The sequence below is a fragment of the Croceicoccus ponticola genome (genome assembly GCF_004004515.1).
Classification (GTDB): domain Bacteria; phylum Pseudomonadota; class Alphaproteobacteria; order Sphingomonadales; family Sphingomonadaceae; genus Croceicoccus; species Croceicoccus ponticola.
In genome coordinates, this window is record NZ_RXOL01000002.1 from 1 (window position 1) to 15,945 (window position 15,945).

Below are 15,945 nucleotides of genomic sequence, written 5' to 3' on the forward strand. Positions count from 1 at the left end.
TGGTTGAGGAACATTTCCTTGGTCAACGTCGTGCCCTTGCGCAGCGAAAGCAGTTCGAGCATCGCGTATTCCTTGCCGGTCAGGTGCACGCGCGAATTGTCGACTTCGACGGTCTTGGTGTCGAGGTTGACCGAAAGCTTGCCGGTACGGATGACCGACTGCGAATGGCCCTTCGACCGGCGCACTACGGCGTGGATGCGGGCGACCAGTTCTTCGCGATGGAACGGCTTTGTAACGTAATCGTCGGCACCGAAACCGAACGAGCGCACCTTCGAATCCATTTCCGAGATACCCGACAGGATGAGCACCGGCGTCTGCACCTTGGCGACGCGAAGCTTCTTCAGAACATCGTACCCGTGCATGTCGGGCAGGTTCAGGTCGAGCAGGATGATGTCGTAATCGTAAAGCTTGCCCAGATCGAGACCCTCTTCACCAAGATCTGTCTGGTAGACGATGAAGCCGTCGGTCGTGAGCATCAGCTCGATTGCCCTGGCGGTGGTCGGTTCGTCTTCGATCAGCAGGATACGCATGTCTCTAAGCCCTCACTGAAAATCCGACCTTCTCAAAGTCAAACGAGTGGTAACGGGAACTGGTTAACGCTGAGTAAAGTCCGCAGCATTGCAGCCCGGTGAAATAAGAGTGCGTCTATCTCCATGCCTTCGAGACCGGATCGGCGTTGAAGGCTGGCCTTGGCGGATGGAACACCTATTACAATACCCAGCGTCCGCACTCGGGCTTTTGCCGGGAGAACCCCGTTCGAGGCCTAACGGCGGAATGGGCAATCAGATCATGGGGCATGACCGACAACCTGGATTAGCTTAACTCAGCCGCCAAACTATCCAAGAAGGTGGAAACACCTCAATTGAAGGCTTTGCCGAAAAGTTCGAGGTAAGTATCAACCTTGCGAAGATCGATCCGAATGCCATCGTGATGGCAGACGGCGACCGTCTTTCCCAGGTCGTCACGAACCTATTATCCAATGGGGTGAAATTCTCGCCTCCGGGGAGCGCAATCGACCTAAGCGTAGAGTGGCGACTGCGTAGCTGGAGATTGAATATTGCAGACCGAGGCATGGGGATTCCGGACGAGTTCAAGCCGAAGGTTTTCGAAAAGTTTGCGCAGGCAGACGGATCCAACAGCCGCAAGACGGGCGGTACGGGCCTAGGCCTCAGCATCGCGCGCGAAATCATGCTGCGCATGGGTGGAACCATCGGTTTTGCAGATCGGTCCGGTGGCGGCACGGTCTTCTGCATCGACATTCTCGATAGTCAACCCAGCCGATCTTGAGCTACCACTACGGACATCTTCTGTATCCACTACACTTTAGAGTTTCACAGAAACACCGCTAGATTGAGCTGCAATCATGGCAGCCAACTTACTGCTCTTGTTAATCGGACTGATATTGTCAGTGCCGCGATCCGATCCCATGTCAATATTAGCCTTGTAACCATGCGCCCACGCCTTCCCTGCGCTAAGAGAAACGAGCGGCCGAAAGTCGGGGTCATTATTGGCCAGATGGATTTCGTCATTACGATTGTCGAGAGTCCAAAGACCGCCATCCACACGAACAACAAGAATTGCATGGGCCGTCCGCGCTACAAGATCGTTGCCGACCACGAGATACATATCGTTTGCAGAGATGCCAGCTGCACTTAGCAGCTGCATCTTCAAGATCGCGAAATCCTCACAATCTCCCGAGCCACGAAGCAGCGTTTCGGAAGCTGTTGCCCAGTGGTCGCCCGTTCTCCAGTTCACTGCGTCATCTTTATAGGCGATTGCGTCATTCACCGCCTTATTCACATATGACACCCGCTGAACACTTGAGAGGTTGCGAGCGAATTCCGAAATTGGATTCGACCTCGAGGCTGAATGCACAACCCTGTCCCACTGGTTTTGGTAAGGATTGTGCTTCACTTGGATCGGCACAGTGTCATAGATTGACGGTCCATCCGCTGCAGAGAATGGCTCAGCCTGGGACGTGGCCGGCAGGGACAAAGCAATAACCGCAAGAGCCACGTCGATGACGTGCCTGAAAATTCGCTGCAAGACTGATCTCCATCCGGCGTAGTCGCTACGTCGCGGGTGGAGACGGTCATGGAGTCCGCTCACCCATCGCCTGATGAGTTCTCACCGGAGAACGAACGATCAGCTCCAGACGGAAACCGCTGCGAAACTGCTCAGGCGTGGGAGTACAATTACCGGCGGAAGCCTAACGTCTTTGAAAGACGGCTCCCGTAGTTATACGGTATGGTCATTTGCAGGCATTTCAGGAGGGATCGCTGAAACCGGGTATCCTTGATAGACAGGCATTCATCATCGAGGACGATGATGCATTGAGACGGACGATCAGGCGGATTCTGACCAGCAAAGGCGTCGAGTGCGAGGAGTTTAGTAGTGGGGAAGCTTTCCTGGAGGCCTATTCCCAAAACCCAGTGGGTTGCATTTTGTTGGACGTGCGCCTTCCGGGTTTGAGCGGTATTGAAATATTGAAGGCGCTGAAAGACCGGTATTATCTCAGCCCGGTAGTTATGATTTCGGGTTATGGCGATATTCCGATCGCTGTTTCGGCGGTCAAGGCTGGCGCGTTCGACTTTCTCCAAAAGCCATTTGACAACGCCAGTCTGTTGCAGGCTGTGAATGCTGCCTTTCGGACCATCGAGAATTTTCAGAGGAGTAAAGCGGGAAAAGTCATGCAGTTGACGCCCCGGGAACAGGAAATTCTGCTGAATTTTTCCGATGGTGTGTCGAGCAAAGTCGTGGCAGCAAGAATGTCCCTGAGTGCCAGAACCATCGAAATGCACCGTTCGAATATCATCCGGAAAATGGCCGTAACAAATTGGACGCAGGCTCTGCTGATTGCAAAAGAGATGGAATTGTAATCAGCGCCAATCCCCATAAGTATGACACATGTGCGCATATGTGGAAGCTTGGCCTTACTTTGGCGGGTATTGCCATTTGGCTCAGCGCAATGGCGGGAGAGGTTAGGCACTCTGCAAAACTGAGCAGGTCCGGTGTTGACCAGTTACTTCAGACTGGTAGCCTTGTCGCAATATTCGAGCATGCGTACGGATTGAATGACGGCTGTCCCATTGCAGTCTGACTCGGGAAAAACCTAGCCCGGTGCGCGTACACTTGATCGAACCACAGCTTCATGGTCCTGAGCTGCCGTCGTCAGGATTGGTTCAATGGCGTCATTTTCAGCATTATAGGCTGCGAAAGCTATACCGGTACCGGACTTTTTTGCCCGATACATTAGAGTATCAGCAGCTTTCAATTCCCTGTCAATCTGCCTCGGCGCAGGAGATAGCAACAGTACGCCCCAACTGCACGGGAGAGCACCAATAGCTTGAGGATTTTCGCTATTGGTCGCCTGGTTGAATCTATCGGCAATCTGCCTTCCGGCCTCCGGGCCCTGTATTTTCATGAAAACCACAAATTCGTCTCCGCCCAGTCGGGCGAAGACGTCACCGCTTCGGATTGACCTCTGCACCGATGAAGCAAAAGCCTTGATGCCAATGTCACCCGCTCCGTGCCCAGCCTCGTCATTGAGTAGCTTCAATCCATCCAGATCGGCATAGGCGAGCGCACACCAATCGTGTTCGTAATCTATGGTTTCTATTGTTTCGAAAAACGCCTGCCGATTTAGCGCACCCGTCAATGTATCCAACCGTGCAAGCTTCCATTCGTGTTCGCTGGAACGGCGAGCGATTATAAGAAATGCCACTATCATCAATACAGAGAAGAAACGAATGGCAACATTGGCGAGAGCGTAATCCGGACCATACGGATAAAGGTTCATACCGCCCGTTGCCCAGGTCATGGTTATGACGAGCAGCCCCAATGCAACAGCGAGCAGGCCGCTGATTGTCCAAGCTGCAAAAGCGACCAGGAACAGGTAGATTGGCCCCAGCCAGACGTGCGGAGGTGACAGGAGATCAGCTGTACCGGCCAGGGTAAACCCCAGAAGGAGAGCGCCATAGGCCACCGGTTTCGGCACATAAAACAGGAATGATCTTCGAAGCGTTAGGTCGTGTTTGCGACCGGTTCGACGTTCAATCCATCCAGGTTTTGCCATAAAATCCGCCAAGACTCGTCCAGATCTTCCAGCATGCGCTATTGCAGCCACGATGATCACCGGCAAGGCGTTGTTGCAGCGAGAAGTCAGAGCCCGGCAATATTGATCCCACAGGATTGGGATACAATCGATCACACGTTGCCAGCGCCCCTATAGAGTTTTGTCAGGATTTGTCCGTCTCAATGTGAATTATGATCGGAACGCCGCCACGAATCTGGCTTTGACAGAAGGCGACAAGCCGTTTGATCCATGAATGGAAAACCAAACGCACCGAGCAATTGCGCTGTTTGTAGCCAACCAGAACATCCTGCGGGGACACCCAAAGGTTCGTGGTCAAGATCACACTTTGGGGAATGTCTGTCCTGGGGTGCTCTCAAGCCACAAGGACCAACAAGATGAAAAATACTGCCATCGTCAGAATCATCAGACCCAACGGTAAAGTTTGCGAACGACAGGTCCCGGAGTGATCAGGAGGGGGCAGTCGATATCGAAGGGGCTCCAGGAGCTCATTGGAACCAGAATATTGTGACCTTAGAATGGCCGCACTGACAACAGACTTTGATATGGGCGCAAAAAAGCGGCACCCCTTCCGATCACCTTCGGACCAGACAACTTCAGCATAGCATGCGCCCAATTGGGGCAATTCGATTTCAAATGTGTCTCCTGGTTGGAGTGCCGTTGTCGTTTCCAGCATCAGGCCCTTTTCAGACAAGTTGCTGATCCCAACCTTGTGATTGCATCCCGCCATCCTTGCGGTCGTTTCCATGTCCGTCGCACGGCGGACATTCCAGCGCCGTTGCGCGGTTGATGAAATGCCGCGAATCTGAGCTTCAATCATGGCTGGCCTCCGTTGGAGGTGCCCATACTTCTGGATAGCTTAAGAATGATTTAAACGCGTTCGCAGGTGACGCGATAGGATGGGGCCTCATATGCCCCTCGGAGAGTTTCCCAGGACGTCATCGATGGCGGACATTAGGCCATTTTTGGTGAAGGGCTTGCCGATATACCGAACGGCGCCAAGGCGTATGGCATCCATGGCGGCTGGAATACCGCCCCCGGTTAATACGATTACGGGGTTCTTATCCCCTCTGTTCCTGATCTTTGAGAGAAAGTTCAAGCCGCTGATGCCCGGCAACTGAAGGTCGAGAATGATGATTCCCCCCTCTGACCCATTGTCATTGAGGTATTCTTCTGCCGATCCGAATTCTCTGTACCTGATACCGGCCTGATCAAGAATTCGGCTTAAAAGTTTCCTGATCGCGGCATCATCCTCGATAATGGAGGCTTGAATATTTGTGGTGGTCTCAAGCATTTCGGTCTCTCGGGGGCGCATCGAGAATGGTCCGTATCATGATGGCCAACTCAGATTTCCGGTAGGGCTTGCTGATCAGGGGCCAACAAGCCGGATTGGCCGCTTTCTGCCCCAGCTCCGTGTAGCCCGAAGTCAGCAAGACACGTAATCCGGGGCGCAGTCCGGTTGCGACCTCGGCGAGTTCGTAACCACTCATTCCTCCGGGCATGACAATGTCGGTAAACAACAGATCGAAGCTGACGCCGTTCCTGATCATTTCGAGTGCGGATTGCCCATCGTCGGCTTCTATTGTGGAATACCCAAGATCATGCAGTTGGCGCACAACTGTCCGTCGAACATTGAGATTGTCCTCCACAACCAGAACCCGTTCTTCACCTTTGGCAGAAGTTCGTGTTGCGTCAGGCAGTTCATGTGTGACGGCAGTTTTCTCGCCTGAACGGGGCAGGTACAACTTGATTGTGGTCCCATGCCCGAGTTCGCTGTAGATTTTGATATGACCGCCGGATTGCTTGACCCAGCCATAGACCTGGCTGAGGCCCAGACCGGTTCCCTTACCCTCCTCCTTGGTAGTGAAGAACGGTTCGAACGCGCGAGATATCGTAGTCGATGACATACCGGAGCCAGTGTCGCTTACCATCAATGCCACATATTCGCCCGGATCAACTTCAACGTGCTGTGCAGCGTAGTCTTCATCCAGATTGGCATTGGCGGTCTCGATTGTCAGGAGACCACCTTCCAACATGCTGTCGCGCGCGTTGATCGCGAGGTTGACCAGGGCATCATCCACTTGCCCGGGATCGATAAGGGCAAGCCAGAGATCAGCTCCGTCCTTGAATTGAACTGTGACATTCTCGCCCAGCGTCCTCTCGAGTAAAGGGAGTACCTCAGGGATGTGTTCATTAAGATCGACCGCTACTGGCTCGAGGTGCTGCTTTCGCGCGAATGCCAGCAATCTGCGCACCAATTCAGCGCCCCGCACTGTTGCACCGAGAGCCTCATCTATCATGAGAGCCGTCTCGGTTGAAGTGTCCAGTTCCTCTCGAACCAGGTCGAGGTTGCCCATTATGATGGCAAGAAGGTTGTTGAAATCGTGCGCAATCCCTCCGGTAAGCCGACCAAGGGAATCCATCCGTTGCATCTCACGCAACTGTCTCTCCATCCTGCGATGATCAGTGACATCTCGCAGGACGCCGAGAATAAGTGTTTGCCCATCTGCACTTTGGAAAGGGATCTTCCGACTTTCAACGTCGCGCGGGCCTTGTTGCGTTATCATCTCGCGGGCGGGACTAAACCCGATCTCACCGGAGTTGTGTATCTGACGGTCTTCCCTTCTGCATAGATTGGCTTGTTCGCGTGGAAACAGCTCGTGATCGATCCGTCCCATCGCTTGTTCGCGCGGAAGGCCGAACAGTTGCTCGGCGGCCTCGTTCACGAATACATAGCGGTACTCGTCATCTGCATTCTTGAGATATATCGGATCGGGGATGCTCTCAATAATCGTGTCGAGCAGGTCGCGTGACCGTTCAAGTTCCAGGGTTCGCTCCCTGACACTGGCCTCAAGCCCGGTATTGAGGGCACGGAGTTCATCTTCAACGGCCCGCCGTCTCGTAAATTCGCGCTCGCGGAGCATGAACAGCCAGCTGATCAGTCCCAAACTCAATAGTGCGCCAAGAACAAGAGCGATGCCAGAAACCAGTCTTTGATTTCTGAGATCATCGAATTGATTCTGACGTATGCTTCGTGCCAAGATCAGGAAGTCATCGATTCCTCGATTGAACAATTCCATGGTCTGCGAGCTTACCGCAACCAGTTGACTACCCTGATCTGGTCGATCGCGGGCTGCCAGCTTCTCGGAGATCGCAATCTCTCTCTCAGCAAGGCGCTCGAGATTTGCCAGCCTGGAGATCAATTCAGGGTTATCTCGGCTGCTTTTCTTGAGGCGCGCAAACGTCTCGGTAAACGTTGCTATTCCCGATTGAAATCGCGCATGATCTTTGGGAGATTCCGAAATTGCAAACCCACGTGCACCTGCTTCAGCCATTCTCAAACTGTTACGGGCGTCCTGCGCCTGGATCAGGATTGATTGCTTGGTTTCAATACTATCTAGAATCGCCTGCCGTTCAAAATAATTGAGAACGGAAAACGCGATTGCGGCGACGAGAACGACGATTGCCAGCCAGAATGTGACCTTTTGACGCTCATAATTCAAAAATCTCTGGGGCATCCGGTGCGCACTCCATTCTAATTGGCTGGTCATGCAGGATCGCGATGCTGAATTGGATTTAAGAATATCGTTAATGTCTTAATGGATCATAAAATTCAGATGCAGTGCAAATGGCACCTGTGGACGTACAGCAATTCAAGCAGTTTCTGGCTTCCAGAAATCTCGAAAATTCCTCAGGGGAAGGAAGGACGGGATTGGGCCCAGCGAAGCAATTCGTCACCTGCCATCGGTCGACCAATGTAGTGCCCCTGGGCTTTGTCGCACCCAAGTTCAGCGAGAACATCAAGAGCTTCCTGCGACTCCACTCCCTCTCCTAACGAGGTCATATCAAGTGCATGCGCAAGCTCGATTATTGCTTTGGTGACAGCTCGGGAATCGCGAGACCGGTGAATATCAGAAACGAAGGACTGATCGATCTTGATTTCGCTGAATGGCAGCTGATGGAGCCGGGCTATGGACGAATAACCTGTCCCGAAATCATCGAGTGACACCTTCATCCCTTTCAACCTGAAGCGGCTGAGATTGTCCATAAGACTGACCATGTGCTGAGCCGTGCCCTCAGTTATCTCAATGGTAAGCTGCTGCGGCGGAACTTCAAATTTGGCGCAGAGGTCGGTCAGCAAATCCGGCAATTCAAAAAAGGTGAGATTGGCGGGCGATATGTTGATTGCAATCGAGATCTCTAACCGGGCGTCCCGCCATTCCGTAGCCTGTTGCAGGGCCGTCCGAACGATCCATTCGGTCAGCCGGTCGATTAATCTGGTTTGCTCGGCGACAGGAACAAAAATGCTTGGGGGGACGACTCCCAAACGGGGATGGCGCCATCTTGCCAGCACTTCCACACCGCAAAGGCGCCCGGAAGTCACCTCAACCTGCGGCTGATAGGCAAGATGAAATTCATCGCGATCGATAGCGCGGGCGATGTCGCGGGGTGTAGGCTGACGCTCAGTCATTCTCCGTCGTTGCCAATCCTGGCAAGCGCGGCCCTCAGATCGACAACGCGCATGGGCTTTTCGATCGTCCCGGACATTTTCAGACCGAGCTGCGTACCGAGCCGGAAAGCGGTGTTCAGTACACGCTGATCAAAGCCGCTGATCAGGAGGATTTCCGCCTCGCACCCCTTCTCTGTCAGGTATCTGAGCAGTTCGATGCCATCTCCATCAGGTATGGCGAGGTCGAGAACAATGGCATCCGGCTCTGCAAGCTCGAACTCTTGCTGAAAATCATCGGAATTCTGAGCGAGCGCTACCTCGTAGCCGACCCCCTCTCCGACCCGCTTGATAAGAGCGCCTATTTCCCGCTCATCATCGACAACAAGAAGTCGTCGCTGTTTCACGCGATTTCCAACCGGCCAGTTCGAATTACCTGCCAATCCCTTCCTCCAGCCTCAGGTCTAGCACACAAGTCTAGCCTGATTTCGCGTTTCGTCAAAACAGGCCTCTGCCCGTCAACATGCAAGTTCTTGATTTGGATGGCTCTGGTCAAGGTTGCATCCAGAACGTAACCCTGCGACTAATCGGCAACGCATTGATGGGGCAGGTTAAATGAAGACTAATGCTCAAGAGCATTCGGACGAACGTGCAGAACTGCATTTTCTTGCAGCGCTGCTGGAGGAGCTCATGAGAGCTCTCCACACCAATGGCCTTATGACAAGAGATGAACTTCAGGCGATTGAGAACGCCGTGCATGACCGGACCGGCGTCTCTCCGCGGGCCTGGTAATAAGGTCTCCGCTGAGAGACGTTATTGCACATTTGGACAGGGCAAAAACCAACTTCTATCGACAGAATATTAACCTTAAGCGCCCATTCTCGGGCGAATGAAACAGACCAATCACATCTCTCACAAGATCCTGACATCAGCAGCTGAATTGCCAACAGGGATTGGCTCGCGGGCACGCCCCGCGAATGTGGCGATAATTGCAGGTACCACGTTTGTGCTTCTGTCGGTTCTCGCCATGACCGGCGTCATTCCGGCGATGGTGTCCTCGGTATGCCTTATGGCTGCAGCTCTTTTGATACGCTGGAATTGTGGTCATTTTGCAGGAAGACTGGCGTCACTGGTAGGCATTGCGACGATCATTACAACGGCGCTAGTCCATCGCGTTCCCCTGCTCGATATGATCAGCATCGGTGCGGTATTATTAGCTTCGGCAGAATGGATGGGTTCATTAAGGCGCTCTTTTGAGGCTGAAAAGACGGCGGCAGATTTTGATGCTCTGACTGGTGCTGTGAGCCACTATGCCCTTCACCGAATCCTCGTCTCGGAGCTGGATCAGGTTCGACAGGGATCGCAGCGAATTGCCCTGCTTTTTCTCGATCTCGATAACTTCAAGGAAGTGAATGACCGGGAGGGTCATGCTGCTGGCGATGCCGTCCTGAAGCGTCTGGTAGCGCGAACTTCAGAGGTGATCGGACCGGCCAACCTGATCGCACGGCTTGGCGGTGACGAATTTCTCATTCTCCTTAGGGGTGTCGCTAGCGAGAGAGATGTCCAACAGATGGGTTCGGAGTTGGGCCGCGCTGCATCTTTTGCCAAACCCGGCCTGACCGCCAGCATCGGTGGATTAGTACTCGACAGCCGATCCAAACAGGGTCTCGACCGCATTCTTTCAGAAGCCGACAGCCTCATGTACGCCGTGAAACGTGATGGCAAAGCAAGTCATAGAATTGTTAAATTTGATGCCCCTGAATTGGTTCTGGCTGCGTAGATTATCGTGCGCCGGACGTCAGATCATTACACGGGAGCGCCGCAAGGGAAGAGTCTGCCTCCCGCAAGCGATCGCATGCTCGAATCGCGTTGGATATTTTGATCGGCTCGTTGCTCGTATGAGCTGCCCTTATCGCGCTGGCCATTGCGTCGCTGATACTAAGCATATGATATGGCATGCTGTTCAATGACTTACGTCATGGTGCCGCTTGAGAATTATGATAGCGGCAGGGGCACTCTTCACTCTTGCAGCCATGACAGGTGGGAATTCCAGCATGGCAAATGCTGAGGTGGGCGGAGGCCAGCATTGTCTATTTACCGGCACGGTGAGGGCACTGAACTGAGTACAGGGGGGAAACACCGTTCAGTACGGTGTCCACAATCCAGCGCCCTCTCGTCTGTATAACTTCACCCTCCAAAGCAATGGTTAACTAAGCAAATTTAGTCCGTTTGCTAAACCCATCAGCAAACCACTTATACCCTCTTCAAAAGGCAGGATCCAAAGCCGGTTATTGATAGGTAATAGCTGACGAACCCGCCTTGGATGCTCAACAAGAAGAACAAGCCATGGCAAGCAGGTGGAGAACTTTGCAATAGCTGAGATAGCTGCCGTTGCTTTGACCGCCTCCGATGGTGCAGAAGCTCAAATGCCACACGGACATCCCAAATCGGCCAGTTACTGGCCTGCCTGCCAATTCGCACTTCGCGCTCCGCTCTTAGGGTTTGGAGGGTCGCTTTCGTTTGGCTAATTAGCGCGGGAATAGTGAACTGACCTCGAAACCTGGACTTCAAACGAGGATCGAATTAACGATGACTAGGAAGGCCACCCACGACCACCATGGATCCCACACCGGTCGCGGTTTCCGTTACCAAGACGCCGTGGCTGTCATGCTGGCTCTTCGGATCTGAGCGAAGCTCGACCCCGTCGCGAGGTGCTGTCAAAGCTAATGCACCGCCGTTTTCCATTTTGGTTAGAACACAATTCAATGGGAGAGAAGTCGTGCTTTGATCATGTCATGAATCATCGATGTTCCACTTAGAGAATCGTTTAAGCCGCGCCAGAATCGATGATTTGGACGGCAACGACCCAAAATGCGGTTAGTTTGACCGTGCCCCGCTGGCTGGTTTGCGCGTTCTGGGGATGCTCGCACTCTACCCTGTCCCGTGCATTCCGCCAATCGGTGCATTAGCTTTGAGAGCACCGAAAACTGGCCTTGCCCACGCTTCAAACGATGGCGACGGCACGCTCCACAAACCAGAATGCGCCCAGCGCGCCACTGGCGAAGACGGTCGCAGTGCGGGCGCGCAGTACCCACGCACGGTCCGCACGCAATCGCGCGGCGGTGACCGACGCCAGCCGCCACAGCGCGAACAACGCGGTGATGAAAGCAATCTGCCCCGCTTCGACACCGAGGTTGAAGATTAGGACTGCGGGCAGCGCCGCATCGTCGGGCACGCCGATCGACGAAAGGAACCCGGCAAAGCCAAAGCCGTGTAACAGGCCGATCCCGGCCGCGACCAGCACCGGGCGGCGTCCCAACAGCCACCCCACTTCGCCGCGTAGGAAGGCGGCCGCCATGACGACGATGGATAACGCGATCAGCGCCTCGACCGGCGCGGGCGGCAAGCCAAGACCCGCGACGCTGAGCAGCAAGGTAATGGAGTGCCCGATAGTAAAGCCGGTTACCGTCAACAGGACCATGCGCGCCGACGAGCAGAGGGCAAGCAGGCACACCAGGAAGAGCAGGTGATCGATCCCGCCGAGGATGTGGTCAATCCCGGCGAGGAAAAAGCTGGCAAGCGATGGTGCGGCATCGGCAGCCGGAACAGTGAGTACCAGATCGTCGGGGGCATACAATTCGCCGGCCCCCGTGTCGGAACCGGTACCCTTTCCGTAGCGCAGCATCGTCGAGACAGCAGGATTGAACAGTGGATAGTGTATAGTGACATCGCGCCCGGCCAGCGACCGGGCGCAGGTGACAGGACGAGACGAACCGGCCTCGACACGGGCTGGCGAGCAATCGCCTGGCAGGATGACGACCGGCAGGTTGCCTGCGGGCAGCGAGTCAGGGGCCACCACGCGCACAGATGCGGATCGCGAGGTCCGCTGCTCGATCTCAACGACCAGTGGTCTGATTTCGTGAGCGATTGCGGGGGCGGCAACGAGGCCAAGCATGGCTGCCACCCGGACGAGAACGTGTCTCACCGCCCGGACTTCCTGCGTACCGTGTCGTCATAGACAATGTCGTATTCGGCAAGGACCCCGGCGATTTTCCTGTCTTTCGCTACCCGCACCCGTTCGCGCGCGATGGCGTCGCGGATCCCGGGCGCCGCTAGCTCAACCGTGGGCATGGAACCGGATGTCCGCTCGTCGAGGATGACGAAGTGGGCGCCCCATTTCGATGTAACCGGGCCGCTCCAGATGCCGACAGGCAAGGTCTCGAGGGCTTCGGCAAACTCCGCGCCGAAAGTATCGGCGAGGCGGTCCTCCGCTGCATCGCGCCACTCGCGCTCATACGCGAAGCGGTCGCCCAAGGCGCGCCAGTTGGCGCCTGCGCGCAGACGGGCCAGGACGTCGACCCCGACGCTGCCCGGCGCTTGCCGGAGGTAGACGTGCCTCAGGTCATAACGCGAACCGGTGGCCAGCGTGTCGCGATGCCGGGCGTAATAACGTGCAACTTCCGCGTCAGTGATGGGACCGGCATCCTGCCCGCTTTCCGCCTCGAGGAGGTATTCCATCTGCGTGACCAGCCTGCGCCGGGCCACGTAATCGTTTCGGTCAAGTCCGAGCGCACGACCCTTGCGGACCAGTGCCTCTTCCTCGACATATTCGTCGGCCAGCGCCGCCAGTTCCTCACCCGACAGGGCATCGAGCCGCTCGCGGAAGCGCGGCGCGTCGAATGCGCGGTGCCGGTACTGCAGGAAGCGCACGAGCGCATCCTCATCGACAACAATAGCATCCGCTGCGTCGGCGCGATCCACCAAGTGATCCGCGCCGAACAGGAGCACGCCCGCAAGCAGCAACTGCACGAGCGGTTCGCGCAGAGCCCGCCTCGCCCGTGAAGTTGCCATCTGCCGCCCCCGACCCGGCGTCAGAACCGCGCGCCGAACTCTACCGACCAGCTCCTCGGCGCGGCATAGCGGTCAGTCGTCCAAAGGTTGCCGACGATCTGGCTCGCCACAAGATATCGCTTGTCGGTAAGATTGCGACCGATCAGGCGGACGTAACGGTTCTTGTCCAGATCCGAGAGGGTGAGGGTCGCATTCACCACGGTGCGCGCGTCGAGGTAGGTGTTGCGGTCCGGCGAGACAACACTCAGGTTGTAAAGGTTGCGCCCCGTATAGCTGACGCTCGCATTGGCGGTGACGAGCGCCGCTTGCGCGACCTCGGTCTCGTAATTGGCGTTAGCTGTCCACTGCCACTTGGGCGTCCGCTCCAGCGGGGCGGTGGCAAGATCGTATCCGGTCTGCAGCGGCGCTTCGTAAGTGTCGTAGCTGCCGTCCTGATAGCCGAGCACACCCGACAACGTCAGGCCGGGCGCCAGCCTTCCGGTGAGTTCCGCCTCGATTCCCTTTACCGTCATCTTTGCCGCATTGACGAAACGGGTCACCTGGAACTGCTGGCCGTTGACGTCGAGCGGGACGTTCAGCTGCTTTTGCACATCGGTATAATCGACGTAAAAACCGGTGAGATTGAAACGAACGCGATTGTCGAGGAACTGGCTCTTGAGACCCAGTTCGAATGAGTCCGCGATTTCCGGGTCGGTCGGCTGCGCGGCGGCGGCAAAGGCGTCGAGATTTGTGCCGAAGGGCGCGAATGTGCCGATCTGGTCGTTGAAGCCGCCGCTCTTGAAGCCTCGGGAATAGCTGGCGTAGGTAAAGATGTCGGGCGTGATGTCATAACCCAGCGAAACGCGCCAGGTCGGTTCCGACCATTTCCTCTGCGCCTCGACAACGCCGGCGGGGTATTGTTCGAAGTCGGCCATGTCGAGCAGGTTGTCGATGTCGCGCCACGTGAACGTCGGATCGGGCGTGCCCAAAAGGTTCTGCACAAAGATCTGTTGGCGGCCCTGCCAGTCCTTTTTCTCCCACGTGTAGCGTCCGCCTGCGGTGAGATGCAGACGATCAGTGAGGTCCCAGTTCGCCTCTGCGAACAGAGCCTTCACGTCACCCTTTTGCCGGTTGCACAGGACAAAGGGGTTCTCGTTCCACGGGCCAAAGGGAGTGCTGCCCCCGGCAAGGTCCTGGAAACCGAGCAGCTGCGCGACGCAGAACCTGATCGTATCGCGTGCATAGAAAGCGCCGGTCACGAAGTTGAGCGGACCGTCGAGCTCGCTGGCGTAGCGAACTTCCTGCTGGAAAGTCTTGTGGCGGTCGGTCCGGTTAAGGTCGAACAATGAAAGGATCTGACCACCGGCCGACATGGGCGAGACCGAATTTGCGCTGTTGGCCAGTCGCGAATACTGGTCACGATAGCCGGTGATCGACGAGATCGTGCCGGCACCGGTCCTGTAATCGACATTAAGATAGTAGCCATCGACGTTGATACGGTGACCGTCGTCCGCATCGACCAGATAACCATCGCGATCGCTGACCCCGCCGAAGTCGAGCGGATCGCCGTCGATTTCCTGAGACAGGCCGAGTCGCGCGAAGAGGAAGGTGCTCCCCAACGGGGTGTTGTGGACCGACGCGGGGCCCTCCGAACGGTCGCGCAAAACCTCGTATTGCAACAGCGCGGAGAGGTCGTCGTTCGGCTCCCACAACAGTTTGGCACGACCGTTGAGGACGTCCTTGCCGCCAACGCGGCGCCCGTCGCCTTCGCCCTCAAGCCCGTTCCACGGATTGGGCCCGAAGCCGGTGATCGGACCGTAGCTGAATCCGTTTCGCATGTGGCCATCGGACTTGGCGTAGCTGGCGACCAGCCGCAGGGCGAGAGTGTCGCCGAGCAGTGGCACGTTGAACGCGCCGTTGAGGTCGATCGTATCGAAACTGCCGTAACGCACTTGCGCCTCGCCACCGAACTGGCCGAGCTCTGGACGCTTGGTGCGCACGGTAACCGCGCCGCCTGTGGTGTTCTTGCCGAACAGCGTGCCCTGCGGCCCGCGCAGAACCTCGATCTGTTCGATGTCGAAGGTGTCGAGAAGCTGAGTCTGAATGCTGGGGACGACAAAATCGTCGACCAGCACGGCGACCGGCGCTTCGAAGTACACGATGATATTCGTCTGGCCGGTGCCGCGCATCGCAAAGGAGGCGGCGTTGTAGCCGGGGATCTCGGCAGCCGAGAAATTGGGAGTGAACTTCGCCAGATCGCCAAGGTCCTGCGGTGCCGCGCTTTCAATCAGTTCTCGGTTGACGGCGGAGACCGCGACCGGCGTGTCCTGCAGCGAACTGGCCCGGCGGGTGGCGCTGACAATGATCTCGGATAATTCATGCGAATTAGGAGTGACCGACTCGCCAGACTCACTCGAATCTGCCGCTGCAGGATCCTGCGCCAAAGCGGGGGCAGACATTAGCGATAAAATCATTGTTGATACGACAGTTAGATACAGCTTGGCCTTCCGGTTCATAAATCCCTCCCTTAGGATTTGAGCATCAGCCTTGTCATGCGCGGTGCGCAAACTCCGCC

General features: G+C 55.9%; 15 protein-coding genes and 1 pseudogene. 5 read left to right on the forward strand and 11 right to left on the reverse strand.

What is annotated here, in order from left to right; all coding sequences use genetic code 11:
- A partial coding sequence (locus tag EKN06_RS06045; protein WP_164843964.1) for a response regulator transcription factor occupies positions 1–530 on the reverse strand: 530 nt, incomplete at its 3' end.
- Between the two features lie 107 nt (positions 531–637).
- On the opposite strand from EKN06_RS06045, the pseudogene EKN06_RS15605 reads away from it, so the two are divergent.
- Positions 638–767: pseudogene (locus tag EKN06_RS15605) on the forward strand (integrase core domain-containing protein); the annotation flags it as partial.
- Positions 768–930: 163 nt separating this feature from the next.
- The gene (locus EKN06_RS06050; protein ID WP_127612025.1) at positions 931–1,287 is read left to right on the forward strand and encodes a sensor histidine kinase; all 357 of its coding nucleotides are present in this window, start codon (positions 931–933) and stop codon (positions 1,285–1,287) included.
- A gap of 36 nt (positions 1,288–1,323) precedes the next feature.
- Here EKN06_RS06050 and EKN06_RS06055 read toward each other — a convergent pair whose 3' ends face one another.
- On the reverse strand, positions 1,324–2,046 hold the full coding sequence (locus EKN06_RS06055) for a transglutaminase-like cysteine peptidase (protein ID WP_164843965.1): 723 nt from the start codon (positions 2,044–2,046) through the stop codon (positions 1,324–1,326).
- Between the two features lie 209 nt (positions 2,047–2,255).
- On the opposite strand from EKN06_RS06055, the gene EKN06_RS06060 reads away from it, so the two are divergent.
- On the forward strand, positions 2,256–2,879 hold the full coding sequence (locus EKN06_RS06060) for a response regulator transcription factor (protein WP_127612027.1): 624 nt from the start codon (positions 2,256–2,258) through the stop codon (positions 2,877–2,879).
- Positions 2,880–3,112: 233 nt separating this feature from the next.
- On the opposite strand, the gene EKN06_RS06065 is transcribed toward EKN06_RS06060, so the two are convergent.
- The 6 genes from EKN06_RS06065 to EKN06_RS06090 form a co-directional block, all read right to left on the reverse strand.
- The gene (locus EKN06_RS06065) at positions 3,113–4,135 is read right to left on the reverse strand and encodes a GGDEF domain-containing protein (protein ID WP_240654676.1); all 1,023 of its coding nucleotides are present in this window, start codon (positions 4,133–4,135) and stop codon (positions 3,113–3,115) included.
- Positions 4,136–4,448: 313 nt separating this feature from the next.
- The gene (locus tag EKN06_RS06070) at positions 4,449–4,913 is read right to left on the reverse strand and encodes a PilZ domain-containing protein (RefSeq protein ID WP_127612029.1); all 465 of its coding nucleotides are present in this window, start codon (positions 4,911–4,913) and stop codon (positions 4,449–4,451) included.
- Between the two features lie 87 nt (positions 4,914–5,000).
- On the reverse strand, positions 5,001–5,387 hold the full coding sequence (locus EKN06_RS06075; protein WP_164843967.1) for a response regulator transcription factor: 387 nt from the start codon (positions 5,385–5,387) through the stop codon (positions 5,001–5,003).
- On the reverse strand, positions 5,380–7,644 hold the full coding sequence (locus EKN06_RS06080; RefSeq protein ID WP_127612031.1) for an ATP-binding protein: 2,265 nt from the start codon (positions 7,642–7,644) through the stop codon (positions 5,380–5,382). Before EKN06_RS06080 ends, EKN06_RS06075 begins: the two co-directional genes overlap by 8 nt.
- A 140-nt stretch (positions 7,645–7,784) precedes the next feature.
- The gene (locus tag EKN06_RS06085) at positions 7,785–8,564 is read right to left on the reverse strand and encodes an EAL domain-containing protein (protein WP_127612032.1); all 780 of its coding nucleotides are present in this window, start codon (positions 8,562–8,564) and stop codon (positions 7,785–7,787) included.
- Complete coding sequence (locus tag EKN06_RS06090) at positions 8,561–8,983, reverse strand: response regulator (protein WP_127612033.1); 423 nt, start codon at positions 8,981–8,983, stop codon at positions 8,561–8,563. The genes EKN06_RS06085 and EKN06_RS06090 overlap by 4 nt, the downstream gene beginning before the upstream one ends.
- A gap of 172 nt (positions 8,984–9,155) precedes the next feature.
- On the opposite strand from EKN06_RS06090, the gene EKN06_RS15610 reads away from it, so the two are divergent.
- Both EKN06_RS15610 and EKN06_RS06095 read left to right on the forward strand, forming a co-directional pair.
- Positions 9,156–9,332 carry a hypothetical protein gene (locus tag EKN06_RS15610; protein WP_164843968.1) on the forward strand — a complete coding sequence of 59 codons (177 nt, stop codon included), beginning with the start codon at positions 9,156–9,158 and terminating at the stop codon, positions 9,330–9,332.
- Positions 9,333–9,429: 97 nt separating this feature from the next.
- The gene (locus tag EKN06_RS06095; RefSeq protein WP_127612034.1) at positions 9,430–10,320 is read left to right on the forward strand and encodes a GGDEF domain-containing protein; all 891 of its coding nucleotides are present in this window, start codon (positions 9,430–9,432) and stop codon (positions 10,318–10,320) included.
- Positions 10,321–11,544: 1,224 nt separating this feature from the next.
- Here the strand turns inward: EKN06_RS06095 and EKN06_RS06100 are convergent.
- The 3 genes from EKN06_RS06100 to EKN06_RS06110 form a co-directional block, all read right to left on the reverse strand.
- On the reverse strand, positions 11,545–12,525 hold the full coding sequence (locus tag EKN06_RS06100; protein ID WP_127612035.1) for a HupE/UreJ family protein: 981 nt from the start codon (positions 12,523–12,525) through the stop codon (positions 11,545–11,547).
- Positions 12,522–13,349 (reverse strand): peptidyl-prolyl cis-trans isomerase, encoded by an 828-nt coding sequence (locus tag EKN06_RS06105; protein WP_164843969.1) that lies wholly within the window; start codon positions 13,347–13,349, stop codon positions 12,522–12,524. The genes EKN06_RS06100 and EKN06_RS06105 overlap by 4 nt, the downstream gene beginning before the upstream one ends.
- Positions 13,350–13,411: 62 nt before the next feature.
- Entirely contained in the window at positions 13,412–15,829 is a 2,418-nt protein-coding gene (locus EKN06_RS06110; protein WP_240654637.1) for a TonB-dependent receptor, read from the reverse strand.
- Positions 15,830–15,945 lie beyond the last annotated feature (116 nt).